The organism is Priestia sp. ABM2_011, from assembly GCF_056158845.1.
Map to the genome: position 1 here is coordinate 525,690 of NZ_JBSWUB010000001.1, position 25,388 is coordinate 551,077.

General features: G+C 39.2%; 26 protein-coding genes, 1 pseudogene and 1 riboswitch. Of the genes and pseudogenes, 20 read left to right on the plus strand and 7 right to left on the minus strand.

Going from position 1 to position 25,388, the window contains the following annotated elements:
• Positions 1–9: 9 nt before the first annotated feature.
• Complete coding sequence (locus tag ACXAE4_RS02785) at positions 10–723, minus strand: FTR1 family protein (RefSeq protein WP_028412072.1); 714 nt, start codon at positions 721–723, stop codon at positions 10–12.
• A gap of 216 nt (positions 724–939) precedes the next feature.
• On the opposite strand from ACXAE4_RS02785, the gene ACXAE4_RS02790 reads away from it, so the two are divergent.
• The 3 genes from ACXAE4_RS02790 (at position 940) to ACXAE4_RS02800 (ending at position 3,185) form a co-directional block, all read left to right on the plus strand.
• Positions 940–1,566 (plus strand): FMN-dependent NADH-azoreductase, encoded by a 627-nt coding sequence (locus tag ACXAE4_RS02790; protein WP_274863078.1) that lies wholly within the window; start codon positions 940–942, stop codon positions 1,564–1,566.
• A gap of 157 nt (positions 1,567–1,723) precedes the next feature.
• Entirely contained in the window at positions 1,724–2,617 is an 894-nt protein-coding gene (locus ACXAE4_RS02795; RefSeq protein ID WP_274863077.1) for a LysR family transcriptional regulator, read from the plus strand.
• A 136-nt stretch (positions 2,618–2,753) separates the two neighbouring features.
• Positions 2,754–3,185, plus strand: coding sequence for a carboxymuconolactone decarboxylase family protein (locus ACXAE4_RS02800; protein WP_014457862.1), 432 nt, complete (start codon positions 2,754–2,756; stop codon positions 3,183–3,185).
• Between the two features lie 38 nt (positions 3,186–3,223).
• Here ACXAE4_RS02800 and ACXAE4_RS02805 read toward each other — a convergent pair whose 3' ends face one another.
• Together ACXAE4_RS02805 and ACXAE4_RS02810 are read right to left on the minus strand one after the other, a co-directional pair.
• Complete coding sequence (locus ACXAE4_RS02805) at positions 3,224–4,426, minus strand: MFS transporter (RefSeq protein ID WP_028412074.1); 1,203 nt, start codon at positions 4,424–4,426, stop codon at positions 3,224–3,226.
• A 129-nt stretch (positions 4,427–4,555) separates the two neighbouring features.
• Complete coding sequence (locus ACXAE4_RS02810; protein ID WP_028412075.1) at positions 4,556–5,350, minus strand: SDR family oxidoreductase; 795 nt, start codon at positions 5,348–5,350, stop codon at positions 4,556–4,558.
• Positions 5,351–5,520: 170 nt separating this feature from the next.
• Between ACXAE4_RS02810 and ACXAE4_RS02815 the strand changes: the two genes are divergently transcribed.
• Positions 5,521–6,105 carry a DUF502 domain-containing protein gene (locus ACXAE4_RS02815; protein WP_028412076.1) on the plus strand — a complete coding sequence of 195 codons (585 nt, stop codon included), beginning with the start codon at positions 5,521–5,523 and terminating at the stop codon, positions 6,103–6,105.
• Between the two features lie 21 nt (positions 6,106–6,126).
• On the opposite strand, the gene ACXAE4_RS02820 is transcribed toward ACXAE4_RS02815, so the two are convergent.
• Complete coding sequence (locus ACXAE4_RS02820; RefSeq protein WP_154990589.1) at positions 6,127–6,999, minus strand: TetR/AcrR family transcriptional regulator; 873 nt, start codon at positions 6,997–6,999, stop codon at positions 6,127–6,129.
• Positions 7,000–7,267: 268 nt separating this feature from the next.
• Here ACXAE4_RS02820 and ACXAE4_RS02825 point away from each other — a divergent pair, with 268 nt between their 5' ends.
• Positions 7,268–10,378, plus strand: a complete 3,111-nt coding sequence (locus tag ACXAE4_RS02825) for an efflux RND transporter permease subunit (protein WP_154990587.1) — start codon at positions 7,268–7,270, stop codon at positions 10,376–10,378.
• Positions 10,379–10,414: 36 nt separating this feature from the next.
• On the plus strand, positions 10,415–10,552 hold the full coding sequence (locus ACXAE4_RS02830; RefSeq protein ID WP_014457868.1) for a hypothetical protein: 138 nt from the start codon (positions 10,415–10,417) through the stop codon (positions 10,550–10,552).
• Positions 10,553–10,584: 32 nt separating this feature from the next.
• On the opposite strand, the gene ACXAE4_RS02835 is transcribed toward ACXAE4_RS02830, so the two are convergent.
• Both ACXAE4_RS02835 and ACXAE4_RS02840 read right to left on the minus strand, forming a co-directional pair.
• Positions 10,585–10,758 carry a YozQ family protein gene (locus tag ACXAE4_RS02835; protein WP_013085357.1) on the minus strand — a complete coding sequence of 58 codons (174 nt, stop codon included), beginning with the start codon at positions 10,756–10,758 and terminating at the stop codon, positions 10,585–10,587.
• Between the two features lie 109 nt (positions 10,759–10,867).
• The gene (locus tag ACXAE4_RS02840; protein ID WP_034264222.1) at positions 10,868–11,857 is read right to left on the minus strand and encodes an ABC transporter substrate-binding protein; all 990 of its coding nucleotides are present in this window, start codon (positions 11,855–11,857) and stop codon (positions 10,868–10,870) included.
• 179 nt (positions 11,858–12,036) lie between these two features.
• On the opposite strand from ACXAE4_RS02840, the gene ACXAE4_RS02845 reads away from it, so the two are divergent.
• From ACXAE4_RS02845 to ACXAE4_RS02870, 6 genes and pseudogenes are all read left to right on the plus strand, one after another.
• Positions 12,037–13,041 carry a FecCD family ABC transporter permease gene (locus ACXAE4_RS02845; RefSeq protein ID WP_028412080.1) on the plus strand — a complete coding sequence of 335 codons (1,005 nt, stop codon included), beginning with the start codon at positions 12,037–12,039 and terminating at the stop codon, positions 13,039–13,041.
• Positions 13,038–14,087 (plus strand): FecCD family ABC transporter permease, encoded by a 1,050-nt coding sequence (locus ACXAE4_RS02850; protein ID WP_028412081.1) that lies wholly within the window; start codon positions 13,038–13,040, stop codon positions 14,085–14,087. The genes ACXAE4_RS02845 and ACXAE4_RS02850 overlap by 4 nt, the downstream gene beginning before the upstream one ends.
• Before the next feature lie 26 nt (positions 14,088–14,113).
• On the plus strand, positions 14,114–14,941 hold the full coding sequence (locus ACXAE4_RS02855) for an ABC transporter ATP-binding protein (RefSeq protein ID WP_013059664.1): 828 nt from the start codon (positions 14,114–14,116) through the stop codon (positions 14,939–14,941).
• A complete protein-coding gene (locus ACXAE4_RS02860; protein WP_034264219.1) occupies positions 14,931–15,701 on the plus strand; it encodes an IucA/IucC family C-terminal-domain containing protein in 771 nt (256 codons plus the stop codon). Before ACXAE4_RS02855 ends, ACXAE4_RS02860 begins: the two co-directional genes overlap by 11 nt.
• Positions 15,694–15,951: a YusU family protein gene (locus ACXAE4_RS02865; protein WP_028412083.1), complete on the plus strand. Its 258-nt coding sequence runs from the start codon at positions 15,694–15,696 to the stop codon at positions 15,949–15,951. Before ACXAE4_RS02860 ends, ACXAE4_RS02865 begins: the two co-directional genes overlap by 8 nt.
• Before the next feature lie 178 nt (positions 15,952–16,129).
• Positions 16,130–17,046, plus strand: a pseudogene (locus tag ACXAE4_RS02870) (proline dehydrogenase family protein).
• Between the two features lie 79 nt (positions 17,047–17,125).
• Here the strand turns inward: ACXAE4_RS02870 and ACXAE4_RS02875 are convergent.
• Complete coding sequence (locus ACXAE4_RS02875) at positions 17,126–17,275, minus strand: YuzL family protein (RefSeq protein WP_013059660.1); 150 nt, start codon at positions 17,273–17,275, stop codon at positions 17,126–17,128.
• A gap of 184 nt (positions 17,276–17,459) precedes the next feature.
• Here ACXAE4_RS02875 and ACXAE4_RS02880 point away from each other — a divergent pair, with 184 nt between their 5' ends.
• The 8 genes from ACXAE4_RS02880 to ACXAE4_RS02915 all read left to right on the plus strand — a co-directional run bounded on the left by ACXAE4_RS02880 (position 17,460) and on the right by ACXAE4_RS02915 (position 25,002).
• On the plus strand, positions 17,460–19,841 hold the full coding sequence (locus ACXAE4_RS02880; protein ID WP_186807081.1) for a 3-hydroxyacyl-CoA dehydrogenase/enoyl-CoA hydratase family protein: 2,382 nt from the start codon (positions 17,460–17,462) through the stop codon (positions 19,839–19,841).
• Between the two features lie 12 nt (positions 19,842–19,853).
• Positions 19,854–21,032: an acetyl-CoA C-acetyltransferase gene (locus ACXAE4_RS02885; RefSeq protein ID WP_154990583.1), complete on the plus strand. Its 1,179-nt coding sequence runs from the start codon at positions 19,854–19,856 to the stop codon at positions 21,030–21,032.
• Positions 21,033–21,055: 23 nt separating this feature from the next.
• Positions 21,056–22,840, plus strand: coding sequence for an acyl-CoA dehydrogenase family protein (locus ACXAE4_RS02890; RefSeq protein ID WP_033580444.1), 1,785 nt, complete (start codon positions 21,056–21,058; stop codon positions 22,838–22,840).
• 115 nt (positions 22,841–22,955) lie between these two features.
• Positions 22,956–23,312 carry an arsenate reductase family protein gene (locus tag ACXAE4_RS02895; RefSeq protein WP_028412087.1) on the plus strand — a complete coding sequence of 119 codons (357 nt, stop codon included), beginning with the start codon at positions 22,956–22,958 and terminating at the stop codon, positions 23,310–23,312.
• A 135-nt stretch (positions 23,313–23,447) separates the two neighbouring features.
• Positions 23,448–23,831: a glycine cleavage system protein GcvH gene (gene gcvH, locus ACXAE4_RS02900; RefSeq protein ID WP_014457880.1), complete on the plus strand. Its 384-nt coding sequence runs from the start codon at positions 23,448–23,450 to the stop codon at positions 23,829–23,831.
• 79 nt (positions 23,832–23,910) lie between these two features.
• On the plus strand, positions 23,911–24,156 hold the full coding sequence (locus ACXAE4_RS02905; protein ID WP_014457881.1) for a YusG family protein: 246 nt from the start codon (positions 23,911–23,913) through the stop codon (positions 24,154–24,156).
• Positions 24,157–24,337: 181 nt separating this feature from the next.
• Positions 24,338–24,688 carry a toprim domain-containing protein gene (locus tag ACXAE4_RS02910; RefSeq protein WP_025752660.1) on the plus strand — a complete coding sequence of 117 codons (351 nt, stop codon included), beginning with the start codon at positions 24,338–24,340 and terminating at the stop codon, positions 24,686–24,688.
• Between the two features lie 14 nt (positions 24,689–24,702).
• Positions 24,703–25,002, plus strand: coding sequence for a thioredoxin family protein (locus tag ACXAE4_RS02915; RefSeq protein WP_033580445.1), 300 nt, complete (start codon positions 24,703–24,705; stop codon positions 25,000–25,002).
• Between the two features lie 180 nt (positions 25,003–25,182).
• A riboswitch (SAM riboswitch) is annotated at positions 25,183–25,290 on the plus strand.
• Positions 25,291–25,388: the final 98 nt, after the last annotated feature.

Consider the following 25,388-nt stretch of genomic DNA (forward strand, 5'->3'; position numbering starts at 1 on the left):
TTTTTATGATTATGATGCTGATTTTTGTTTTCTTACTCTTAATTTTTTTAACTCCGTTTGGAAGAATAGATACAGTGATGCAACTGTAAATACACTAAATCCAATTATCTCAAGGGGTTCTCCACCAGCTTCAAATAGCTTAACCAAACCTTCACCGCATAACTCTCCCCCAATAAAAATAAGGAAAATACCAAGCGCTTTAAAAATAATCCAAAGGTTCAGCTTAATAGCTGTTTTGAACAAAATGTATGTAATAACGACGGCCAGCAAAATGCCACTTATACTGCCGAATACAATAGAAGAAGCGTGTTGATTCACTTGTGTCAGATTAAAAATGATTAGTTCTGTTCCTTCACGAAAGACAGATAAAAAGGCTAAAACGATTAATCCCCACTTGGAAGAGCTTTTGGAAATTTTTGATGTAACTGAAGATGTCACTTCTTTGCTTCGGTGCAACCACAGAATAAAATAAGCAATAAGGCCTGCAGCTAAAAGCATCATGACTCCTTCAAAAATTTCTTCTGACTCTTCTTCTAACTCTTTCGCCTCATTAAAACCAATAAAGCCAAATACTAAGCTGAAAATAAGGCCAGCAGCAGCGCCAATAAAGACGGAATATTTTAAGTCTTTTCGGCCGATTTTTGTAACATGAGCTAAAATAATTCCAATGATAAGCGATGCTTCTAAACCTTCACGAAGCGACAAAGCCAAACTTGACCACATAAAAAGCTCCCCTTACGTTAAATGATAAATAATAATTTCTCTCTAATTTTAATGATAATGATTATCGTTGTCAATGTGATTTTTGGCTCTTTAAAAATTCTTACTTATATAAGATTTCTCCGACTAAAGTATGAAAGTATTTCATTATAAAGTCGTTCGAAACGCAAGGACAAAGCGAATAAAATAAGAGTATCAACAATCAGTGGAGGTTTTAGTATGAGTTATACTCTTTTTATAAAAGCAAATGACAGATCGGCAAGTGAAGCGGTCAGCGTAAAATTATATGATGCGTTTTTAGAAAGCTATCAACAATCGCACCAAGGTGAAGAAATAATGGAGCTGAATTTGTTCAAAGAAGAACTTCCTTATTTAGGTGCTGACATGATAAACGGTCAGTTTAAATTAGCAAGAGGGCTAGAAGTGACGGCAGCGGAAAACAAAGCAGCAGAAATTGCTAATCATTACCTAGAACAATTTGTGAAAGCTGATAAAATTGTCATTGCCTTTCCTCTTTGGAATTTTACTGTGCCGGCCGTGCTTCATACGTACTTTGATTATTTAAATCAAGCAGGCAAAACGTTTAAGTATACGCCTGAAGGTCCTGTGGGATTACTGGGCGATAAAAAGGTGATGTTATTAAACGCGCGTGGCGGAGTATATTCAGAAGGTCCAGCAGCTGAGGTCGAAATGGCCGTTAAATATGTTAGCAGCGTACTTCAATTCTTTGGAATCACGGACGTGAACTCCGTTATTATTGAAGGACATAATCAGTTTCCGGATCGTGCTCAAGAAATTATTGAAAGTGGCTTAGAACAAGCAGCACAAGCAGCCAAAATATTTTAAATAACCGTAGTAAAAAAGGACAGGACAAAAGTATTTTAGGTGAAGGTATATCCGAACGATAAATCGTTTGGATTTTTTGCTGTATATCTTAAAAGTTAATAGGTAAAATGAATAAATAAGATAAAAGATATTCGCTTTATCTATAGGAGGAGCAGAGATGGATATTCGTCAGCTTAATTATTTTTTAGAAGTTGCTAAATTAAGGAGCTTTACTAAAGCATCTCAAAGTCTTCATATTTCACAGCCGACCTTGAGCAAAATGGTGAAAAACTTAGAAGAAGAATTGGAAGTAGAATTAATTGACCGGTCCGCAAGACAGATTGATTTAACGGATGCCGGGGAAGTTGTGTATGCGCAAGGACAAAAAGTTATGGCATCCATTGATGAGCTATCGACTTATCTATATGATGTGATGAATCTGAAAAAAGGGATGATTAAAATTGGAATTCCTCCATTGATTGGAGTCCTGTTCTTTCCAAAGATTATTAAAGGGTTTCAGCAGCTCTATCCAGATATCACAATTAAACTTATTGAATACGGAGCCAATCGTGTTCAAAAAGCAGTAGAAAAAGGAGAGTTAGACTTAGGTGTAGCGGTGCTTCCAGTAAATGAACATCTTTTTGATATTAATCCTTTTATCTCTGAAAAAATGCTTTTATATATTCACCATTCTCATCCTTTGGCCTCTAAAACTCATGTGGAAATTAATGAACTAGCCCAAGAGAAATTTATTTTATTTAATGAAGATTTTACGCTTCACGACCGGCTTATTCAGGCGTGTCAACAAGCTGGGTTTGAACCTAACGTAGCTTACGAGAGCTCTCAATGGGATTTTATTGGTGAAATGATTGCGGAAAACTTAGGTGTATCTATCTTTCCACAGTCCATTGCAGCAAAAGTGGATTCTGCTGTTGTAAAAGCAATTCCTATTACCAATCCTTCAATTTCATGGGATTTAGGATTGATTTTAAAAAAAGATAAATATATTTCATATGCCTCTAAACAATTCCTCCACTATATGAATGAACAGCATTCTGTTTTATATAGATAAAATGCATATGTTGTATTGAATATATGTATTTTACGAAAGAAAAACTGTGCGCTAAAGTAGATAGTGTAGAAAACATACACGAAAACAAACATTGATTCCGCGCGGTGTCAGTAAAAAATACGGAGGCTGATTTCACATGGCACAAAATAGTTATCAAAAAGGTTTAGATAAATTAATGGAATATACGTTAACGAGTAACGATGATATTTCGACTCATTTAAAAATTACGGAAGACTTAAAAGACCTAGCTCCTGACGTTGGGAAATATATTATTGAATTTGCCTATGGAGACATTTATTCACGACCAGGTTTAACGAATAAGCAGCGAGCATTAGTAACCATTTCATCACTGGTTACTCAGGGTACAGAGCCTCAGCTTGAGCTGCATTTAAACACAGGTTTAACAGCTGGACTAGAGCCGAATGAAATTGTGGAAAGCATCATTCAATTAATTCCATACACAGGTTTCCCTCGCGTGTTAAATGCTTTAAGCGTAGCTAAGAAAGTATTCGCTCAGCGTGACGTGGAAGTAGAGACAGGCGAAAAAGAGCTAGTAGAAAATAAATAATAAGCACAAAAAAGACGCTCTAAAAGAGCGTCTTTTTTTTATGCGAGCTGCTTTTGTTTGGTTTCTTTTCCTAGAAAAACAACCGAACCAACACCGATTAAAATAGCTGCACAAAAGATTGAGAACGTAACGGTTAAAGAAACACCTTGAGTTGACATATACCCAACTAACAGCGGTCCTAGAATTCCTCCAATTCGTCCAAAAGAAGCGGCCATTCCAGCTCCTGTGCCTCGAATAGATGTCGGATATTGCTCAGGTGTATACGCGTATAAAGCTCCCCAAGCGCCTAAGTTGAAGAAAGACAACAGCATTCCTGCTGTTAGCAGCAGCCAAAGTGACTCCGCATTTCCGAAGATATATGCGCTGGCAGCCGTACCTAACAGATATGTGACCAATACGAATTTTCGGCCCATGCGTTCAATAAACCAAGCAGCCGTATAATAGCCAGGCAGCTGAGCTAATGTCATAATCAATACGTATTCAAAGCTTTTGATTAAGCTAAATCCTTTAATGACCATGACGCTAGGTAGCCATAAAAACATGCCGTAATATGAAAATACAACGCAAAACCACAGAACCCACAGCATAACGGTAGATTGACGATAAGGCTTAGACCACACGCTTCTTACATTGTCCGCAATAGACGGTTTCTTTTCCTTTGTCGCCTCTAAAAATTGAGGAGAATCTGGCAGTTTGATGCGCAAATAAATGGCATAAAATGCTGGTATAGCCGTTAGGATAAGAGCTAGCTGCCACCCGTAAGCTGGGATTACAAAGTAAGAAATAAGCGCTGCCAGTAGCCAGCCGAACGCCCAAAAACTTTCTAACAAGACGACCACTTTACCGCGTTTTTCCGGCGCCACGGTCTCAGACACAAGGGTAGAAGCAACAGGCAGCTCTCCTCCTAAACCCATTCCAATTAAAAATCGAAATACTAAAAAAGCAGCAAGGGTAGTAGTAAGAGCCGAAAGTCCGCTTGCCACTGAAAAAAGAACAAGAGTCACAATAAAAACGGTTTTTCGCCCAATTCGATCAGCCAGCAGCCCGAACACGAGAGCTCCAACGGCCATCCCGATCGAGTTAACGCTGCCTATCCAACTCATTTCAGTAGGGGAAAGTCCCCATTCAGCGTGAAGAGCTGCAATGATAAAAGACAAAATGCCAACATCCATTGCATCGAAGAGCCATCCTAGCCCTGCGATGCCAAGAAGCTGACGTTCTGATAATTGTTTTGTTTTCATGTCTTCCTCCTAGAAGCAAAGAATTTTGCTTTAAGTTTACACCTGTCTTGACATAATGTCACGTCTATTTTAAAGAAAAAATGCAAACGGAAAAGCTCTATACCTTAAGGTATAGAGCTAATTGTATTCTCACATTTTATCGTAAAGCATTTTTCCAGGCCATGTATACGCCATATGACCGCCATCTACCGTAATGCAGTCACCCGTTACATATGAGCTGTCATCGGATGCTAAAAATAATACGGCACCGGCTACTTCTTCTGGTTTGCCTAAACGGCCCATGGGATCGACCCATTCATATGCTTTTCTGAATTTTTTTCCTTCTTCAGCGCCTGATAAATCATCAAGAAGAGGCGTTTCAATTGTTCCAGGAGCAATTGAGTTAACGCGAATACCTTCACGAGCGTAGTCAATTGCCATGGTTCTTGTTAAGTTGGTAATAGCACCTTTCGCCGCGTTATAGCCAGAACGGTCTAAGTCTGCTGCCAGTCCGGATACGGATGAATTATTAATAATCGACCCGCCATTTTCTAACATCAGCGGAATAACGTATTTGCTTACAAGAAATGTTCCGCGTAAATCTACCGACATTAAGCGATCCCAAAGTTCTACAGGGTATTCGTGAAGCTTGCCGCCTTCTGTGTCTGTCCCCGCATTATTAAAAAGAATATCCACTTTTCCAAATTTCTTTTCAATTTCCGCTGTGAACTCTTTTACTTTTTCTTCTTCAGCTACATCGATATAGTAGGCGTATGCTTCACCGCCAGCGTCTTTAATTTCTTTTGCTACTTTTTTTACCCCGTCCAAATTAATATCGGCACAAATAACAACCGCTCCTTCTTTCGCAAAGCGCTCAGCAGTTGCTTTTCCTATACCAGAGCTTGACCCTGTAATAACAGCAATTTTTGATTCTAAACGTCCCAATTGTATCCCTCCGAAAAAATAAATATATAAGTATGTATGTTCATGTACCCATCTATTATTTTGATAAAACGTCGCTAGTTTATACGTATGTGAATAGAAATAAAGAGACGCAGCAAAACAAATCCATTGTATAATGAACAGCAGTATGTCAGGAAAAATGAGGTGTTTGCATGAAAGCAATCATAAAAAGTTTTATTAATGGACTCTTAACGATTGTCCCTATTATCCTTGTTATTTATATTTTGGTAAGAGTATTTAATTTTTTAGACAGCATTTTAGGAAACGTATTGAAGCCCTATATGAAGCAGGATTATATACCTGGTATTGGAATCTTAGCAACGCTTGTCTTAATTACGTTCTTAGGGTGGTTATCTACCCGTTTTTTCGCTGGGAAAATTATTAACTTAATTGATCGATTGTTAGAAAAAATACCGCTTGTTAAAACGCTATATAGTGTCATTAAAGATACATTTCAATCTTTTCTTGGAGAGAAAAAGTCTTTTTCAAAAGTAGCTTTAGTGCCAATGCCCGGCACGTCAATGAAAGTCATAGGGTTTGTGACCTCTGAAGAAGTAGAAGAGGTGATTCACTCGTTAAAAGACCATGTCGCTGTCTATGTTCCACAAACTTTTCAAGTAGCCGGTTTTACTTTTTTGATTCCAAAAGAAGAAATTGAATGGTTAGATATTAAGCCGGAAGAAGCAATGAAGTTCGTGTTATCTGGGGGAGTATCTAGTTCAAAAGCAGAAAAATAACAGAAGGCTTGAAGCCTTCTGTTATTTTTGTTGGAGTAAAGCTGTTAAAAGATTAAGCGGTTCTTCCAACGGTTTAAGTTCCGTTAAATTTCCAACCATGCCTTTTACAATAGCAGCGGTAGGCTTATCTTTTTTTAGCTCCGTTTGTAAAATGTGAAAGCTGTCTGCGTGTTCATCAGAAATATGATCGCTGGTGTCTAGCAGATGTTTAATTTCCTCAAGAGCTTGTTTTACCTGCTCATTTTTACTTAGAAAAGTCGTTCGTTCCTTTCCGTATATATCTTCACCAAAAGAAGCGGGAATAAGGGGACGAGGTTTTCTAGCTAATAAATCTTCTACTAATACGTCAACTCGTTCCATTATGTACTGCGCGACTTCTTTAAAGGTAAGCTCGTATTGATTGAAGATAATAATTTCTAAAAAGGAATGATGAATACCTTCAATCATTTTCGTTAAATCGGAGATATAAGGAGTTACGTCTTCTCCGTATACGCTAACGAGGCTTTTGCGATGAAAGTAAAACGTTTCTCGCTGCATTTTATGAACAAAGGTCTCCACTTCTTTGTTAAATGGAATCGATTTTTCACGGATTTGCATGATAATAAAATCTCTGTGCTCTGTAATAAATCCATAGAAATAGATGAGCTGATTCATATAGCGGCTGCGGGCATCGTTTACTTCCTCGTCGAGAGCATAAACAGAGCTAAAGAGCTTTTCATAGTAAAAGTTTAGAATTGATAATAAAAGTGCATCCTTAGATTTGAAGTGCAGGTAAAATGCACCTTTTGAAATGTTGCATTCATCTACAATTTCTTGCACAGAGGTAGCATTAAATCCTTTTTTTGCAAAAAGCTTAATCGAAGCTTCAATTATTCTTTTTTCTTTTTCTTTCAAGTATTCTACCTCCTTTATTGAACAATTTGACCATTCATTTCGTTAGATAATAGTATCATACACTAAAAAAGATAAAGGTATATATCAAAGTTAAGAACGGGAGTCAGTTCCTCTAAAAAAGATTTATCGTAAATATGTCTTTATTATGAACATATTAGGAGAGAGACTGCTTAGGGTTGACACTGACCGGTTAGTCATTTATATTTTAAGTTGTTGTGACCAATCAGTCAATTTTATTAGTATACATATATTTGAAGGAGGATATGCATTGGGGAAGTTTATTAAATTTTCATTGAAAAATAAATTTGCAGTATGGCTGTTAACACTCTTTGTCATTATTGCAGGGCTGTATTCAGGATTTAATATGAAGCTAGAGACTATTCCTGATATATCAACGCCTGTTGTAACAGTCAGTGCAACTTATCCGGGCGCCACTCCGGAACAAGTGGCAGACAAGGTGAGTAAGCCAATTGAACAAAAGCTTCAGGGACTGAGCGGCGTTGACACAGTTAGCTCGTCTTCTTATGAAAATATGGCTACCATTCAAGTTGAATATGGCTTTAGTAAAAATATGGAGAAGGCAGAAGACGAAGTCAGACGAGCTCTTTCAAACGTGGATTTGCCAGATGATGTAGAGGAACCAAATGTTTCAAGACAAAGCATCAGTGATTTTCCGATTATTTCATTAAGTGTTTCAGATGATAAAAAATCATTAGAAGACTTAACGAAGTATGTAAAAAATACCGTTGTTCCACAAGTTGAAAAAGTGCAAGGCATTTCTTCGGTCAGCGTGTCAGGAGAACAAGTTGAAGAAGCAGAACTTGTATTCAAACAAGACAAGCTCAAGCAGCTGGGACTCGATGAAGATACGGTGAAAAAGCTGATCCAAGCATCCGATGCAAAAGTGCCGGCTGGTACGTATACGATGGATGGATCTCAAAAATCTGTTGTGGTAGACGGAAAGATGACAACAGAAAAAGATTTGGAAAACTTAGAGATTCCAGCTGTGCCTAGTCAAGGAGCTGCTCAAGGTCAGCAACAAGGAATGAGCCAGCAGCAAACACAAGGAGCCGTGCAGCAGGCGCCGTCCGCAGCTTCGATTCCAACTGTGAAATTAAAAGAAATTGCGGATGTTAAAGTGACGGGGAAAGCAGAATCCATTTCTCGCACGAACGGAAAACCTTCAATTGCTGTACAAGTTGTCAAAGCGAAGGATGCGAACACAGTAAATGTTGTAAATGATATTAAAGAAAAAATGAATAGCCTAGAAAAGAAAAATAAAGACCTTCACGTTGACAATATTTTTGATCAAGGTAAACCGATTGAAGATTCTGTTCATACGATGCTAAATAAAGCTATTATCGGTGCGGTCTTTGCGGTTATTATTATTCTTTTATTTTTACGCGATATTCGTTCAACGATTATTGCCGTTATTTCAATTCCGCTTTCGCTATTAATCGCCATTTTGGCGCTCAAATCAATGGATATCTCTTTAAATATTATGACGCTTGGAGCGATGACTGTAGCCATCGGAAGGGTTGTAGATGATTCCATTGTCGTTATTGAAAATATTTACCGCCGCATGGCTTATCAGGAAGAAAAGCTTACAGGAAAAGATTTAATTGTCGCGGCGACGAAAGAAATGTTTGTTCCAATTTTCTCTTCTACAGTCGTAACCGTGGCCGTATTCTTACCGTTAGGTCTCGTAGAAGGACCGGTAGGAGAGCTATTCTTACCGTTTGCGTTAACGGTTGTTTTTGCACTGTTAGCATCACTGCTAGTAGCGGTAACACTCGTGCCAATGCTTGCTCATTCGTTATTTAAAACAAATGTAAAAGTCAAAGAAGAAAAGCCAAGCAAACTAGCGCACGGATATAAGCGAATTTTGAACTGGACGCTAAACCATAAGCTTATTTCCTTTGGGTTAGCCGTACTACTGTTAGTAGGAAGTTTATTTTTAGTTCCTTCTATTGGGGTTAGCTTTTTATCATCCGATCAAGAAAAAACGCTGACGCTTACGTATACACCGAAAGCCGGACAGTCTCAAAGCGACGTGGAAAAAGCAGCGAATCGCGCAGAAGCGTACTTGATGAAGCGAGATGGTGTCAAAACGGTTCAGTATTCGTTCGGTGAAGGTAACTCTTTTAATCCGGGAAGCAAAAATAACGTTTTAACATTTGTGCAATATGACGAGGATACACAAAACTTTGATAAAGAGCAGGACAAAGTATTAAAAGCTCTTAATAAACAAGCGAATCAAGGTGAATGGGGCTCCATGAATACGGCGTCTAGCGGCAGCAATAATTCATTAAACGTCCTTATTTACGGAGATAGCTTAGACGAAATCAAACCTTATGCTGACAAAGTTCAGCGCGTTTTAGAAAAGCATAAAGAACTGAAAAATGTCGATTCTACGCTTTCAGATACGTTTGATGAATATACGCTAGTACCGAATCAAAAGAAAGCCGCTGAACTCGGCTTGTCTGCTAGTCAAATCGGAATGCAAATTTCCAACCTTGGACAGCGTGAAGTATTAACAACTATTCAAAAAGACGGAAACGAAATTAACGTGTACCTTCCAAAAGAAAAAGAGGATTTCTCTACTTTTGCCGAACTTTCAAGCACAAAAGTGACCTCTCAAACTGGACAGGAAGTTACATTAAATGAAGTTGTCGACATTAAAAAAGGTAAAACATCGAATACGGTAACGCGCCGTGATAATAAAATTTATGCAGAGGTAAGTGCTGATATTAAGAGTGACGATGTAGGCGGCGTTTCTTCTAACGTCCAAAAAGAAGTGAAGAAAATTGATTTGCCAAGTGATATGGATATCAGCTTTGGCGGAGCATCAGAGCAAATTAATGACTCATTTAGTCAATTAGGAATTGCTATGCTCGCAGCCATTGGTATCGTGTACTTCGTACTGGTACTGACATTTGGTGGAGGTTTAGCGCCATTTGCTATCTTATTCTCACTTCCATTTACACTCATTGGTGCGCTAGTGGCGCTTTTAATCTCTGGGGAAACGATTAGTATTTCTTCGATGATTGGAGCTCTTATGCTAATTGGAATAGTGGTAACCAATGCGATTGTTCTGATTGACCGCGTGATTCATAAAGAGCAAGAGGGTCTTTCAACGCGTGAAGCGTTACTAGAAGCTGGAATGACACGTCTTCGCCCGATCTTAATGACAGCTATTGCAACGATTGGTGCACTGCTTCCATTAGCTTTTGGATTTGAAGGTGGAGGCCTTATTTCAAAAGGGCTAGGGGTTACCGTGATTGGAGGACTAACAAGTTCTACGCTGCTTACGCTCATTATCGTTCCAATTGTCTATGAGTTTTTTATGAAGTTTAAGCGCAAAAAAGTAAAAGAGTAGAAGCAAGACAAATTTCCGCTTTTGAGGTGAATAGCGATGAAGTCAATTGATAAACTAATGAAACAGCTGATTCAACAAGGAATTAAAGCAAAGAAAGTGACGATTGATAAATCAAAGCGCCAGCAGTGGATGTCCATGTCATTGCCTAAAACGGCATGGCAGCATTCAAAATAAAAAAGAGCTGACTTAGAGTCAGCTCTTTTTTATTAACGATCTGTATCTTCAAATGATCCTTCTTGATAGGCGTCGCTTACTTGCTCATGTGTTTCTGCTAGACCTTGCGAGAGTGCATCTTGTCGGTTATAATCTTCTGTTTCGAACTGGCGGTCAGCCATTTCATTTGTATCTGGCTGCTTTTTAGGCTGTTTTTTTGAATTCATTTTCACCACTCCTATTTAATAAAGTGAGACCACGGTTAGTGTGCGATGAAAGGAAATACATTATACATGAAAGAAAGAGCTTCGATTCGTCGAAGCTCTTTCTTTCATATTATTGTTGTTTTTTATCTAAGAAGATTTTTTCAATATCATCAAGTACGATATTAGCTGCTAACACACCGCCTGCCGTATTCCAAGTAGCATCATCTACTTTATGAACATGATTTTCTTGAGCCACTTTTAGCTTTTTAAAGAGAGGATCGTTTATCCATTCTTTTTCAAGCTTTGTTGCTTCACCGTCTCCCGTTTCATAAGAGAAGTAAAATAGCTGATCGCCGTCCATTGCCGGAATGCGTTCTTTTGTTGCATTCATTTCAGCAAAATCATCCTTGTCTTGAGACTCAGGGCGAGCAAATCCAAGCTGATCTAAAATAACACCTGAGAATGAATCTTTATGATAGATACGAACGTCTCCAGCTGTAAAGCGTACAACTGAGATTTTTTGTTTTAACTGATCTCCAAGGCGTTTCTTTAAATCTGCTACGCGATTGTCATAGTCAGCTAATACTTCTTTACCTTTTTCTTCTTTGTTTACAGCTTTTGCATATAGCTTAAAGTTTGATTTCCAATCTCCGCGCAGCTCCTCAGAGAATACAGTCGGAGCAATTTGACTAAGCTGATCGTATACTTTTTCTTGTCGCATTTTATTTCCGATAATCAAGTCAGGCTTTAAAGCAGCGATTGCTTCTAAGCTTGGCTCGCTTTCTGTACCCACACTTTTAACGCCTTTCATCTGACCTTTAATATGGTCATACCACGGATTTCCTAACCATGATTGAACAGCGCCCACAGGCTTTACACCCATTGCAAGAAGAGCTTCAGTACCTTCGTTTGTTAAAACAACCACTCGTTTAGGCGTTCCTTTAATATCGGTTTTATCCATTGCGTGTTTTACTGTGTAAGTTTCGCCAGAACCCTCAGTTTTTTCTTTTTTATCGCTGTCAGCGCCGTTTGAATTACCGCAGGCTGCCAGCACAAGCAGTGTCATAATGGTAAGAATGGACAACAAATATGACAACTTGCCTTTAGAATATGTATTCACATCTTTTCCCCCTCGTAAGTGATAATGATTTTCATTAACAATTAAGATAATATTCTAACTTTTAAGCGGTGTCAATTAAAAATTGAAAATGATTCTCAAAATCATTGACACTTTTTTCAATGTTTCCTAAACTAAAGGTTAGATATATATAGGAATCATCTTAGAGGAGAGCAATGAAAATGATGCTACGCAGTGTTCAAATGAAAGTAATGGGGCTCATCATTGGAATCATGCTGCTTTTAATCTGTATTGGATTAAGTATCGTACTCGGATACACAGATACAAGTATCAAAACAGCATTTGAAGCTTTTCAAGCGTTTAACGGTTCGAATGAGCACATAGTTATTCAAAATATTCGATTGCCGCGCGCTATAATCGGTGCTGTGGTAGGTATTTGTTTAGGAATTGCAGGAGCAATGATGCAGGCGTTAACGAAAAACCCACTTGCTTCACCGGATATTATCGGTGTGAACGCTGGGGCCAGCTTTTTTATTGTTGTTGCAGTGATGATTTTTTCGGTCAATTCACTTCAAGCTTTTACATGGATTGCATTTGTAGGAGCGGCACTAACCGTAGTGGTTGTCTATTTTCTTGGGTCCATTGGAAAAGAAGGGCTAACGCCTATCAAACTGACGCTCGCAGGAGCGGCTATTGCAGCCTTTTTCTCTTCTTTAACACAAGGACTGCTAGCTGTGGATGAATCTTCGCTTGATCAAGTCCTCTTTTGGCTGGCAGGGTCTGTGCAAGGACGCAAGGTTGAAATGTTGTATGGCATACTGCCTTATGTAGTGCCAGCAATTATTGTTACTTTTTTTATCGCTTCAAAAATTAATATTTTAACGATTGGTGAAGACGTAGCCAAAGGATTAGGTCAAAGAACAGCTCTTGTCAAAATTATAAGCGGCATCATTATTGCGATTTTAGCCGGGGGAGCCGTTGCAGTAGCCGGTCCCATTAGCTTTGTAGGAATCATTGTTCCTCACGTTGTAAGAGCAATCGTAGGACAAGATTATCGCTGGGTATTTCCTTATAGTGCGGTTGTCGGCGGGATTTTAATTTTATTAGCTGATGTTGGCGCAAGGTACGTCATTATGCCTCAAGAAATCCCTGTTGGAGTCATGACTGCTGTTATTGGTACACCTTTCTTTATCTATATGGCAAGGAAAGGGGCGAAGACGTCATGAAAACATACTTATCTCTTCGCTTAAAGAGAATTTCATTTTTAGTTAATATAAAAGCTGCTCTAATCATTACCGGATTTTCAGCTGTCCTTGTTGCACTCTTTTTGTTAAGTGCAGGTACGGGTGACTTATTTATTAATCCATTTCGTGTAATTAAAATTTTAGCGGGTCATGGGTTGGAGTTTGAACGATTAGTTGTTACATCTTTTAGACTGCCGCGTATTATTGTTGCCATTTGTGCTGGTATTTGTCTAGCTATTGCGGGCGCTATCTTGCAGGGGCTTGTGAGAAATCCGCTTGCTTCACCAGACTTAATTGGATTAACAGGAGGAGCGTCAGTTGGTGTAGTGTTATTTTTGACACTATTTAGTGATAAAAGCAACTCGTTAACCGTAAGTATTAATTGGATGCCTGTTAGCGCATTTTTAGGTGCCGTGGCAGTGGCGCTTTTACTTTATGTGTTTGCCTGGAAAAATGGTGTCTCTCCTATTACACTAGTATTAATAGGAATTGGATTAACAGCGTTAACGAAAGCTATGACCACGCTGTTTATGATTATGGGTCCTATCTACCGCGCTAGCCAGGCAAATATTTGGATTACCGGAACGGTGTATGGTTCAAATTGGGCCAGTGTTTCCGTACTAGTTCCAGTTACTGCAGGGCTGGTTATAATTACGATTTTAATGATTCGAAATTTAAATGTTCAAGAATTAGGTGAAGAAATTGCGACTAACGTTGGAAGTCGCGTTCAAAAAAATCGATTGGCACTATTGCTGATGAGCACAGCTTTAACCGGGAGCGCCGTTGCATTTGCCGGTGGAATTAGCTTTGTAGGGTTACTTGCTCCACATATTGCCCGAAAGCTTGTAGGTTCGTCATTCGGCGCTTTAATACCGCTATCGGCACTAATCGGAGCGATTTTAATCACAGCAGCAGATTTAATTGGCCGAACATTCTTCTTGCCAATCGAAGTGCCAGCAGGTGTATTTACAGCTGCAATTGGCGCACCATACTTCATTTATTTACTATACAAACAAAGAAACGTATAGCATTCTTTGTAGAAGGAGCGATTCGCATGCATTCGTTAGAAACAAAGTCGCTAACATTATCATATGGAGAAGCGATGATTATAGATGAGCTTGACGTTACCATCCCAAAGGGTGAGATTACGGTTTTTATCGGCAGTAATGGATGCGGAAAATCTACGCTGCTGCGTTCACTGGCAAGGTTATTGAAGCCACATGCAGGCTCTATTTTACTAGAAGGTTCTAAAATTTCTTCTCTTCCTACCAAGGAAATTGCAAAGCAGCTAGCAATCCTTCCTCAAGGTCCTGTTGCACCTGAAGGTCTGACTGTGCTGCAGCTTGTTAAACAAGGGCGCTATCCGTATCAAAATTGGTTCCGCCAGTGGTCTCAAGAGGATGAAGAAAAAGTGCAAAATGCACTGGAAGCAACAGGCTTAGCAGACTTGGCAGATCGTCAAGTTGATTCGCTTTCTGGGGGACAGCGTCAGCGCGCATGGATTGCCATGACACTAGCGCAAGATACAGATATTATTTTACTTGATGAACCGACAACATATTTAGATATGACGCATCAAATTGAGATCTTGGACTTGTTGTTTGAACTGAATGAAAAAGAAAATCGTACCATCGTAATGGTGCTGCATGATTTAAACTTAGCTTGCCGCTATGCTCATCATATTGTGGCGCTTCAAGATAAAAAAATCTATGCACAGGGAAGACCAGAAGAAGTCATTAACTGCGATTTAGTACAGCGAGTCTTTAATATGAACTGTGAAGTGACGGTTGATCCGTTATTTGGAACGCCTCTTTGTATTCCTCATGGGCGCGGACGATGTATTGTGAATAAGCTGCGAGTTGAAACGCAGCATGCTCAGTAGGAATGAGCAAAGCGAGTTAGCAGAAAAATTCCGCTGTACGTTTAAAGATAACTCGCTGTACAGGTTTTCTCCTGCCAGCTGCATGGATGAAAGTAAGGTGAAGGTGCAGCTATTATGGATTCAAGAGACGATGGAGGCCGCTAGTTTGAGAGCAGCTGCTTCAATGTTAGCAAAGCGGTATAGTTTTGTTGTGGTTGCGGCTTTGTATTCATTTATTGTGTTTCAAAAAAAGATAAATGCATCGACTAAAAATGTATCTTTGCATACCGAACAAGTTGAAACGATGTGGCTTCCAAAAGTGTTTATCTCAGAAATTGAGACGACAGAAGTAACAGAGGATAATCGCGAAATTCTTCTTGATGAACTTCTTGATGAATTGTTTGCTCATCAAATTGAGCCGATGTGGTCAGTACTGCGTAAAGTGACAAAAATCTCAAAGCTGACGCTGTGGGAAAACGTAGCTGTTTATATTCACTGGCTTTATGATTTGCTTTTAGCAAACGAAGAAATAGACAATGTGAAAGTGCAAAAGAATTTACGATACGTGTTAGAAGAAGCTGAGGGACGTCACTTTGGTTCATATCATAACAATCCGCTTGCTCGGTACAGTTCACCTCCTCAATATATAGAGAAACAAAAGCAGGAGATAAGAGTACGAAAAACGTGCTGTTTGTCCTACCAAACAGGAGCCAAAGAGACTTATTGTCGAACGTGTCCGGTTATTTGTAAACCAAAGAAAGGAGTGACTGCGCATGAGTAAAACCTTTCAAGAGCAATTCGACGGTTTGATTGAAAAGTATACGGAACTAATGGTTGGAGAAAGTGATGAACAGCTGCAGGAAAAAGTGAAAATGTGGGCACTTTACAACCATATCTCAAAATCTATGCCGCCTTTAACAAAGCATTGGAATCAATTATATCCAGACGCAAAAGCGGAAATGATTGAAATTGTGAAGGAAATAAAAGAGCTGAATGAAGCGCATCGAGCGTCACAGCGAAAACCAGAATAAAAACATTCATCACGAAGCTGATGAATGTTTTTTTATCAAAAAAGCTCCAGGTAGCTTTTTGATCTAGTGTGCATATGTTAATGAAGGGTGCCTATCTATCTGGTTGATAAAATGGTAAAATTAATGATAATTAGATAAAATTTGTGAGGTGTATGACAAGTGAAGGCGGGGGGTTGCTTTGGAACAAACGATAAGAAACTTTTTTTTATTGTTATCAAAAAGCAAAAAGTTAACAAAGCTGGCTAAGCGCTATGGTTTACGTTTTGGGGCAGCAAGGTTTGTTGCAGGGGAAACCATCGATGAAGCTGTTAGTGTGATAAAAAAGCTAAATGAACAGGGATTAAAAGTAACGATTGATTATCTCGGAGAGTTTGTGGAAAGTGAAGCTGAAGTCAATAATGCTGTGGCTCAATGCATAAAGGCCATCCATCTTATACACAAAGAAAGGTTAGATTCAGAAATTTCTTTGAAATTAACGTCTATGGGACTTGATATTTCTGAAATATGGCGCTTCATCATATGCGTCATATTCTAAATGAAGCGGAAAAATATAGCGTGTTCGTGACGATTGATATGGAAGATTATAAGCGATGCAGCAAGACGATTAAGCTGTTTAAACAATTAAAAAGTGAGTATGACCACGTAGGGACGGTACTTCAGGCATACTTATATCGAACAGAAAGTGACGTTCGCGAATTAGATGCTTATGCTCCTAAATTAAGGTTAGTAAAAGGAGCGTACAAAGAAGCGGCAGACGTGGCTTTTCCTGATAAAGAAGACGTAGACGAAAACTTCAAAAACATAATTGGACTTCATTTATTAAACGGTCACTACACAGCAGTTGCTACTCATGATGAACGAATCATTCAGTATACAAAAGAGTTTGTTAAAAAGCATGGAATTTCAATGAATCAGTTTGAATTCCAGATGCTATACGGTATTCGACCAGAAAGGCAGGTTCAGCTCGTAGCAGAACAATATCAAATGAGAGTGTACGTTCCTTATGGAACGGACTGGTATGGGTACTTTATGAGGCGCCTTGCAGAAAGACCTGCAAATGTCGCATTTGTCTTAAAAGGAATCGTAAAAAAATAACCATGAAATGGTCGTGATGACAGAATAAGAAATAGTCAAAAATCGAACATGATTCGATTACTCATGTTCGATTTTGAGGTTAATGTCCTTGTGTATTATGCTTTGTGTACTGCTGGTTTTGAGATGTCTTTTTGCCGCGTCCGTGCGGTTCATTAACCGGTCCAGCATTTCCTTTAACGCTTGCTGCGCTTACGCCTGCTGAAGATGGGTCTTTCTTTAATTTACTCACAAAATCACCTCCTGTGTATTAAGATAACCAAACACATTAAAAATAGTTAGAGATAATATTGTGAATATATTGCGAAAATTTAAAAAATGCTTTATAGTAAAAACAGAGATTAACAGTGACTCTCTTTTTTTACACATAAAATGAATGACCATTCATTCAATATATCAAAGGGGATGTGGGGATAATTATGAACATAAAAAAAGCCGCCGTTTTAGGTTCAGGAGTTATGGGCTCTGGAATTGCAGCTCATTTAGCGAATGTAGGAATTCCAACGCTTTTGCTAGATGTGGTTCCAGCTTCATTAACACCAGACGAGGAAAAAAAACAGCTAACGCTTGAAGATAGGCAAGTCAGAAATCGGTTGAGCACAACTGCTTTAGCTAAATTAACGAAGCAAAAACCGGCACCTTTAACGTCGAAGTCGTCACTATCGTTAATTACGCCGGGAAACCTTGAAGATCATTTACAGCAGTTAAGCGACTGCGATTGGATCATTGAAGTAGTAGTGGAACGCCTTGATATTAAACAGCAGTTGTTTGAAAAAATTGACGGCGTACGAAAAAAAGGAAGTATTGTAAGTTCAAATACTTCGGGGATATCCATTCACGAAATGGCCAAAGGACGCTCAGAAGATTTTAAAGCGCATTTCTTAGGAACGCACTTTTTTAATCCACCTCGTTATTTAAAGTTATTAGAAATTATTCCAACTCATGACACAAAATCAGAAATTGTTGAATATATGAAAACGTTTGGTGAAGATGTATTGGGTAAAGGAGTAGTTATTGCAAAAGATACGCCTAACTTTATCGCCAACCGTATCGGTACGTACGGTTTACTTGTGACCGTTCAAGAAATGTTAAAAGGTAATTACAGCGTGGGAGAAGTTGACTCTGTGACGGGTCCTTTAATTGGAAGACCAAAAAGCGCAACGTTTCGAACGTTAGACGTAGTGGGACTAGACACATTTATTCATGTGGCCAACAATGTGTTTGACAAAGTGGAAGGCAAAGAAAAAGAGGTATTCGATGTGCCTTTATTTATGAAACAAATGCAGGAAAATGGCTGGCTGGGAAGCAAGTCGGGGCAAGGCTTCTTTTTAAAGAAAGGCAAGGAAATTTTAGAACTTGATTCTAATACACTTCAATACGTCGAAAGAAAGAAGTTAAAAACAGCTTCTACTGAATTAAGTAAGCAGGCAAAAGGGCTGCAAAACAAAATGAAAGCGCTTATATATTCTGATGATCGTGCTGGACAGCTTCTTTGGAACATTATCAGCCCTGTTCTTGTGTATGCAGCACAGTTGAAAAATGAAATCGCCGACGATATCGTCGCCATTGATCAAGCTATGAAGTGGGGATTTGGCTGGAAAATGGGTCCTTTTGAGACGTGGGATGCAATTGGTTTAGAAAAATCAATTGAGAAGATGGAGCAGTCTGGCTTAGCCATCCCGCAGTGGGTAAAACAAATGCAGGAAAATGGATTTACAAGCTTTTATAAAGAAATGGAAGGTCAAACGCTTTACTACGAAGAGGATGAGTATAAAGCAGTAAAAGAAAATAAAAAGGTGATCCACCTGTCATCTTTACGCTCTCAAAATAATGTCATTTTAGAAAACAGCGGAGCGAGCTTAATTGATTTAGGAGATGATGTGGCATGCCTGCAGTTTACTTCTCCTAACAATGCGATTGGGCTAGATATTATCAGCTTATTGAATCAGTCTCTTGAAGAAGTGAACAAGAATTATAAGGGGCTGGTCATAGGAAACCAAGGAAAAAATTTCTGCGTTGGCGCTAACTTAGCTATGATTTTGATGGAAGCACAAGATGACAATTATTTTGAAGTTGAGCTTGTCATTAAACAATTTCAACAGGCAATGATGAAGGTGAAATATAACGAAAAGCCGGTTGTTGCAGCTCCATTTGCGATGACTCTTGGAGGCGGAGCAGAAATTTGCTTACCGTCAGCTAAAATCCAAGCTTCTGCTGAAACTTACATGGGCCTTGTAGAAGTAGGAGTCGGGTTAATTCCTGGCGGAGGAGGTAACAAGGAGCTTTATATCAAACAGCTAAATGGTTTACCGAACGGTGTAACGCTCGATCTTCAGCAAATTGCCAATAAAACATTTGAAACAATTGCTACTGCAAAAGTATCTACTTCTGCTGCAGAAGCTAGGCAGCTAAACTTTTTAAACCGCCATGATGCTATCAGTGTAAACGGAGATCACTTGCTGAATGATGCAAAGAACTCAGTCCTTGCTTTACACGACACGGGCTATAAACCGCCTGTAAAAACTAAAGTTCCTGTCGTTGGAGAAACAGGATATGCAACGTTGCTGCTAGGAGCTCAATCCATGAAATATTCAGGATATATATCAGAACATGATTACAAAATTGCTAGTAAGTTAGCATTTGTATTAGCTGGAGGACGCGTAGCGTTTGGTTCCAAAGTGGATGAAGAGTATTTGCTTGATTTAGAGAGAGAAGCATTTTTAAGCCTTGTTGGAGAAGCGAAGTCTCAAGAACGTATGCAGCACATGTTAGTTAAAGGAAAGCCACTGCGCAATTAAGGGGGAGAAAAAATGAGAGAAGCAGTTATTGTAGCAGGTGCTAGGACACCGGTCGGAAAAGCAAAAAAAGGTTCATTGGCAAGTGTTAGACCTGATGATTTGGGAGCTATTGCGGTTAAAGAAACTCTTCGCCGAGCAGGCGGATACGAAGGACCGATTGATGATTTAATTATTGGTTGTGCGATGCCTGAGGCAGAACAAGGTTTGAATATGGCTCGAAATATTGGCGCTCTTGCAGGTTTGCCTTATACGGTGCCAGCAATAACGATTAATCGTTATTGTTCATCAGGTTTGCAAAGTATTGCCTACGGTGCAGAACGAATTATGCTAGGGCAAGCCAAAGCAGTGTTAGCTGGAGGAGCAGAATCAATGAGCTTTGTTCCGATGTTTGGAAACGTAGCGCGTCCGAATGTTCAGCTGGTTGAAAATGCGCCGGAGTATTATATGGGCATGGGACATACAGCAGAACAAGTGGCGATGAAATACGGCATTTCACGTGAAGACCAGGATGCATTTGCCGTACGCAGCCATCAAAAAGCAGCAAAAGCACTTCAAGAAGGGAGGTTTAACGACGAAATTGTTCCCGTGGAAGTGACGCTTCGGAAAATCGATGAAAACAATAAGCTACGTGAACAAAAGCTGATGTTCTCTCAAGATGAAGGAGTTCGTCCTGGCACAACTGCGGACGTATTAGGGAAACTTCGTCCAGCCTTTTCGGTTAAAGGATCCGTCACAGCTGGAAACTCTTCGCAGACAAGTGACGGAGCTGCATCCGTTTTTCTAATGGATAAAGAACAAGCTGAAGCAGAAGGCTTAAAGCCTTTGCTTAAGTTTCGCTCATTTGCAGTTGGAGGAGTTCCGCCTGAAGTAATGGGGATTGGCCCGGTAGCTGCCATCCCTAAAGCTCTTAAACTAGCAGGGCTGGAGCTTTCTGATATCGGATTGTTTGAATTAAATGAAGCATTTGCTTCTCAAGCACTTGGCGTTATTCGTGAATTAAATATTAATGAAGATAAAGTAAATGTAAACGGAGGCGCTATTGCCTTAGGTCATCCATTAGGCTGTACTGGAGCTAAGCTGACTCTCAGCTTAATGCACGAAATGCAGCGTCGAAATGAGCAGTTTGGAATTGTCACCATGTGTATTGGTGGAGGAATGGGAGCTGCTGGTGTATTTGAATTGTTAGCATAATCATTTCAAAGGGGGATATGAACATGTCAAATAAAACAAAACAAATGATTAAAGGTGGAAGTTTTTTAATTGAAGAAGGTGATGCAAGCCGCGTCTACACGCCGGAGGATTATACATCTGAGCAAAAGATGATTGCCAAGACGACAGATGAATTTGTAGAAAATGAAGTCCTTCCGCAAGTGGAATATTTAGAAAAGCATGAATTTGACCGTTCTGTAAAGCTATTAAAACAAGCTGGTGAATTAGGCTTGCTTGGTGCAGATGTACCGGAAGAATACGGTGGGCTTGGTTTAGATAAGATTACCTCGGCTTTAATTGCTGAAAAAATGTCTCGAGCAGGCGGATTTTCCATCACTCATGGTGCTCATGTAGGAATTGGGTCATTGCCAATCGTCTTATTTGGAACAGAAGAGCAAAAACAAGCATATTTACCTGCTTTAGCGGTAGGGGAAAAAATAGCGGCTTATGCGCTGACTGAACCGGGTTCTGGTTCGGATGCTCTTGGTGCTCGAACAACAGCTCGCCTTAACGCAGAAGGTACACACTATGTGTTAAATGGAGAAAAGCAGTGGATTACGAATGCTGGATTTGCTGATGTATTCGTGGTGTACGCAAAAATTGACGGCGATAAATTTTCAGCTTTTATCGTTGAGCGCGAATTTCCAGGCGTTTCGGTTGGCCCGGAAGAGAAGAAAATGGGAATCAAAAGCTCATCAACCAGAACGTTGATTCTTGAAGATGCGCTTGTTCCAAAAGAAAATGTGCTAGGTGAAATTGGAAAAGGCCATGTGATTGCCTTTAACATTTTAAATATTGGGCGCTATAAGCTTGGAGTTGGAGCAGTTGGAGCAGGGAAACGTGCGTTAGAAATTACGTCTCAATACGTTAACCAGCGTCAGCAGTTTAAAACGCCAATTGCTAAATTCTCATTAACACAAGAAAAGTTAGCCACAATGGCTTCTAAATTGTATGCAACTGAAAGCTCCGTATATCGTACGGTAGGACTTTTTGAAGACCATATGGGCCAGCTTTCAGAAGAACAGCAAAAAGACGGAAAACAAATTGCTGCTTCTATTGCTGAATATGCTATCGAATGTTCATTAAATAAAGTGTTTGCCACGGAAGCTCTTGACTACATTGTAGATGAAGGCGTGCAGCTTCATGGAGGCTACGGTTTTATGAGCGAGTATGAAATTGAGCGTCTGTATCGCGATTCTCGCATTAATCGTATTTTTGAGGGAACAAATGAGATTAACCGTCTTTTAGTACCAGGCACATATTTACGCAAAGCGTTAAAAGGAGAGCTTCCACTGCTTCAAAAAGCACAAACGCTTCAAGAAGAATTGATGATGCTTATGCCGCAGGAAGTAGGAAATGAGCCGTTAGATCAAGAAAAAATGCTTGTGCAAAACGGGAAGAAAATTGCGCTCTTGCTTTTGGGATTAGCTGCACAAAAGTATGGCAAAGAATTAGAAAAAGAACAAGAAATTCTCGTTAATATTTCTGATATGATTAGTAACGTATATGCAATGGAATCTACTGTTTTACGTACTGAAAAAGCCATTTCCAAAACAGGAGTAGATCAAAACAGCTTAAAATTAAAATACACGCAAGTATTCTGCCAAGAAGCATTTAATCGAATCGAAGCAGATGCAAAAGAAACGTTAATTGGCGTTGAACAAGGTGATACGCTTAGAGTCATGCTTTCGTCTCTTCGCAAATTAACTCGCTATACACCAATCAATGTAATTAGCGTAAAGCGCGAGGTTGCAAAAACGCTTCTAGAAGTAGAGAAGTTCACAGTTTAAGGAAAAAGGAGCTCGTTTTGCGAGCTCCTTTTTGTTTAAGAAGCCTCTATCTAGGTAAATGATAAAGGATGTGTTAAAATACGAAAAAAGCTTAAAATAAAGGGTGGTTGACGAAATGTCATTATTTTTTTATTCATATCCAAAGTGCGGTACGTGCCGAAAAGCAAAGAAGTGGCTCGATGATAACGGAGTAGCATATGAAGAAATTCATATTGTAGAAAATCCGCCAACAAAAGAGCAGCTGCAAGCTTACTATCAGAACAGCGGCCTAGAATTAAAAAAATTCTTTAATACAAGCGGTAAAAAATATCGCGAGTTAGGTCTTAAAGATAAAGTAAGCAGTGCGAGTGAAGACGAACTTCTGTCTATTCTTGCGTCAGATGGCATGTTAATTAAGCGTCCGCTGCTAACAGATGGACAAAAAGTAACGCTTGGTTTCAAAGAAGAGCAGTTTGAGGACGTGTGGAAGTAAGTTTTCAAATAGAAAATTTTTACCTTTTACGTTACACTGTTAATAGGAAGTTATTTTAGGTTGTAGAAAGTGTTCTCCACGTTGAAGGCGCTTTTTATATAAACAAATTACGATACATATTTTGGAGGGATTAAGATGAGTACACCAAAAGATTTGCGTTATTCTGAAGAGCATGAATGGGTAAAAACAGAAGGAGACGTTGTCCGCGTAGGTATTACACATTTCGCTCAAGCTGAGCTTGGAGACATCGTATTCGTTGAACTGCCAGAAGTAGGAGCAACAGTAGAAGCTGACGAGCCGTTTGGTAGCGTTGAATCAGTAAAAACAGTTTCTGAGCTTTACGCACCAATTAGCGGTGAAGTTGTAGCAGTAAACGACAACTTAGGCGATAGTCCTGAACTTGTTAATGAATCTCCATACGAAGAAGCATGGATGATTACAATCAAACCATCTGATGCTTCTCAAGTAGACAAGCTGATGACAGCAGAGCAATACGAAGAAATGACAAACGAAGGATAATATTCCTCCATAAATTGTCTTTATGAAAAGTTTTTGACTGGACACTCTATTAGTAAACAAGCTAAAGGAGTGTCTTTTTATGTTTGAAAAACAAAAAATGGACGTTACAGATCGCGTTACAGCTAAATTTCATGACGGCGGTATGAAATTATACGTTGATAAGCAGCCAATTGGTGAAGTTAGCTACGGAACAAGCGGCAATGAATACCGCTTTGAAGAAGGATATTCGCAAGAAAATAATAAGTTCTATCAATACGCGGACGTACAAAAACAAGGTGAAACGCAAAAATATACAGACTGCGATGAAGAAGCAGGATGGTGCTAAACAGTGGCAACTGCCGCTGTTTTTCTTGTTTTATAGAGATAATATGGCCTAAACTGCCTTTTAAAAGAGTTCTTTCTTGCAAATTTCTTTTAAAAAACAGGTGAACTGTGATACATTAACGAATATTGTATAGCATAAAGAAATGATGTTACTATACAACTGACGATTATGGGTGATGAAAATGGGGCTAATTGAAATTGAAAAAGTAATTATTGTCGAAGGAAAGTCAGATAAAAAGCGTATTCAAGATATCATTCGAGAACCAATTGAAATTATTTGTACAAACGGTACGATTAGTTTATCAAAGCTGGATGAAATTATTGACTGTACGTTTAACAAAGAGGTATACATACTCGTTGACTCTGATGATTCAGGGAATAAGCTGAGAAAACAATTTAAACGAGAGCTTCCGGAAGCAGAGCATCTATATATTGATAAAATGTACCGAGAAGTTGCTGCCGCCCCTAGACATCACATAGCAACAGTATTGCTGAGTGCCAATATCGATGTTAATGCAGAATTTTTAACATAAAAGGAATGAGCAACATGCAAGAATGGAGCGAAAAACAGCTGGATGATCAGTTAAAAGAAGGAGAAAGAGCCTTTATCTTTTTCCATACGCCTTTTTGCGGGACATGTCAGCTGGCAAAAAAAATGTTAACCGTGGCAGAAGCGATGCTGCCGGATGTAACCATCGGAATGAGCAATTTAAATTATATGCCTTCAAAAGCAGAATTATTTTCTATTGAAAGCGTACCTTGTTTGATTGAAGTGGAAAATGGTGAAATGGTAAAAAAACTCTACGCGTTTCATTCCATCGAGCACGTACTCGAGGAGCTTCGATAATCAAACGTTTGTTTAAAATGAAGAAGTTGAAAGAGAGCGAACCGTTGGGGCTGTTGAAATCTTGGGATATTATCCCAAGAACAAAATCTGTTGACAGCCTATCTGACACATGCTAAAATCACACTCATGAATGTTCATAAATGAATGAATATTTCCCAAAAACAAAATAATTGTTGCGAACTCTTATCAAGAGAGGTGGAGGGACTGAGCCCTGTGAAACCCGGCAACCGTCAGACTAACTGAAATGGTGCCAATTCCTGCAAAGCTATGCGCTTTGAAAGATGAGAGAAAGGATTAAATATCGAGCCTTTCTGTCATGCGCAGAGAGGCTTTTTTAATGGGGAAAATTGTTTTACGGCTTTTTCATCCTATAGGGCAACCTAACA

What these genes read in the sequence shown, in the direction of transcription:
- ACXAE4_RS02785 (WP_028412072.1), bottom strand. Translation starts at nt 723, where the DNA reads ATGTGGTCAAGTTTGGCTTTGTCGCTTCGTGAAGGTTTAGAAGCATCG.
- ACXAE4_RS02790 (WP_274863078.1), top strand. Translation starts at nt 940, where the DNA reads ATGAGTTATACTCTTTTTATAAAAGCAAATGACAGATCGGCAAGTGAA.
- ACXAE4_RS02795 (WP_274863077.1), top strand. Translation starts at nt 1,724, where the DNA reads ATGGATATTCGTCAGCTTAATTATTTTTTAGAAGTTGCTAAATTAAGG.
- ACXAE4_RS02800 (WP_014457862.1), top strand. Translation starts at nt 2,754, where the DNA reads ATGGCACAAAATAGTTATCAAAAAGGTTTAGATAAATTAATGGAATAT.
- ACXAE4_RS02805 (WP_028412074.1), bottom strand. Translation starts at nt 4,426, where the DNA reads ATGAAAACAAAACAATTATCAGAACGTCAGCTTCTTGGCATCGCAGGG.
- ACXAE4_RS02815 (WP_028412076.1), top strand. Translation starts at nt 5,521, where the DNA reads ATGAAAGCAATCATAAAAAGTTTTATTAATGGACTCTTAACGATTGTC.
- ACXAE4_RS02830 (WP_014457868.1), top strand. Translation starts at nt 10,415, where the DNA reads ATGAAGTCAATTGATAAACTAATGAAACAGCTGATTCAACAAGGAATT.
- ACXAE4_RS02835 (WP_013085357.1), bottom strand. Translation starts at nt 10,758, where the DNA reads ATGAATTCAAAAAAACAGCCTAAAAAGCAGCCAGATACAAATGAAATG.
- ACXAE4_RS02845 (WP_028412080.1), top strand. Translation starts at nt 12,037, where the DNA reads ATGATGCTACGCAGTGTTCAAATGAAAGTAATGGGGCTCATCATTGGA.
- ACXAE4_RS02850 (WP_028412081.1), top strand. Translation starts at nt 13,038, where the DNA reads ATGAAAACATACTTATCTCTTCGCTTAAAGAGAATTTCATTTTTAGTT.
- ACXAE4_RS02855 (WP_013059664.1), top strand. Translation starts at nt 14,114, where the DNA reads ATGCATTCGTTAGAAACAAAGTCGCTAACATTATCATATGGAGAAGCG.
- ACXAE4_RS02860 (WP_034264219.1), top strand. Translation starts at nt 14,931, where the DNA reads ATGCTCAGTAGGAATGAGCAAAGCGAGTTAGCAGAAAAATTCCGCTGT.
- ACXAE4_RS02865 (WP_028412083.1), top strand. Translation starts at nt 15,694, where the DNA reads ATGAGTAAAACCTTTCAAGAGCAATTCGACGGTTTGATTGAAAAGTAT.
- ACXAE4_RS02885 (WP_154990583.1), top strand. Translation starts at nt 19,854, where the DNA reads ATGAGAGAAGCAGTTATTGTAGCAGGTGCTAGGACACCGGTCGGAAAA.
- ACXAE4_RS02890 (WP_033580444.1), top strand. Translation starts at nt 21,056, where the DNA reads ATGTCAAATAAAACAAAACAAATGATTAAAGGTGGAAGTTTTTTAATT.
- ACXAE4_RS02895 (WP_028412087.1), top strand. Translation starts at nt 22,956, where the DNA reads ATGTCATTATTTTTTTATTCATATCCAAAGTGCGGTACGTGCCGAAAA.
- gcvH (WP_014457880.1), top strand. Translation starts at nt 23,448, where the DNA reads ATGAGTACACCAAAAGATTTGCGTTATTCTGAAGAGCATGAATGGGTA.
- ACXAE4_RS02905 (WP_014457881.1), top strand. Translation starts at nt 23,911, where the DNA reads ATGTTTGAAAAACAAAAAATGGACGTTACAGATCGCGTTACAGCTAAA.
- ACXAE4_RS02910 (WP_025752660.1), top strand. Translation starts at nt 24,338, where the DNA reads ATGGGGCTAATTGAAATTGAAAAAGTAATTATTGTCGAAGGAAAGTCA.
- ACXAE4_RS02915 (WP_033580445.1), top strand. Translation starts at nt 24,703, where the DNA reads ATGCAAGAATGGAGCGAAAAACAGCTGGATGATCAGTTAAAAGAAGGA.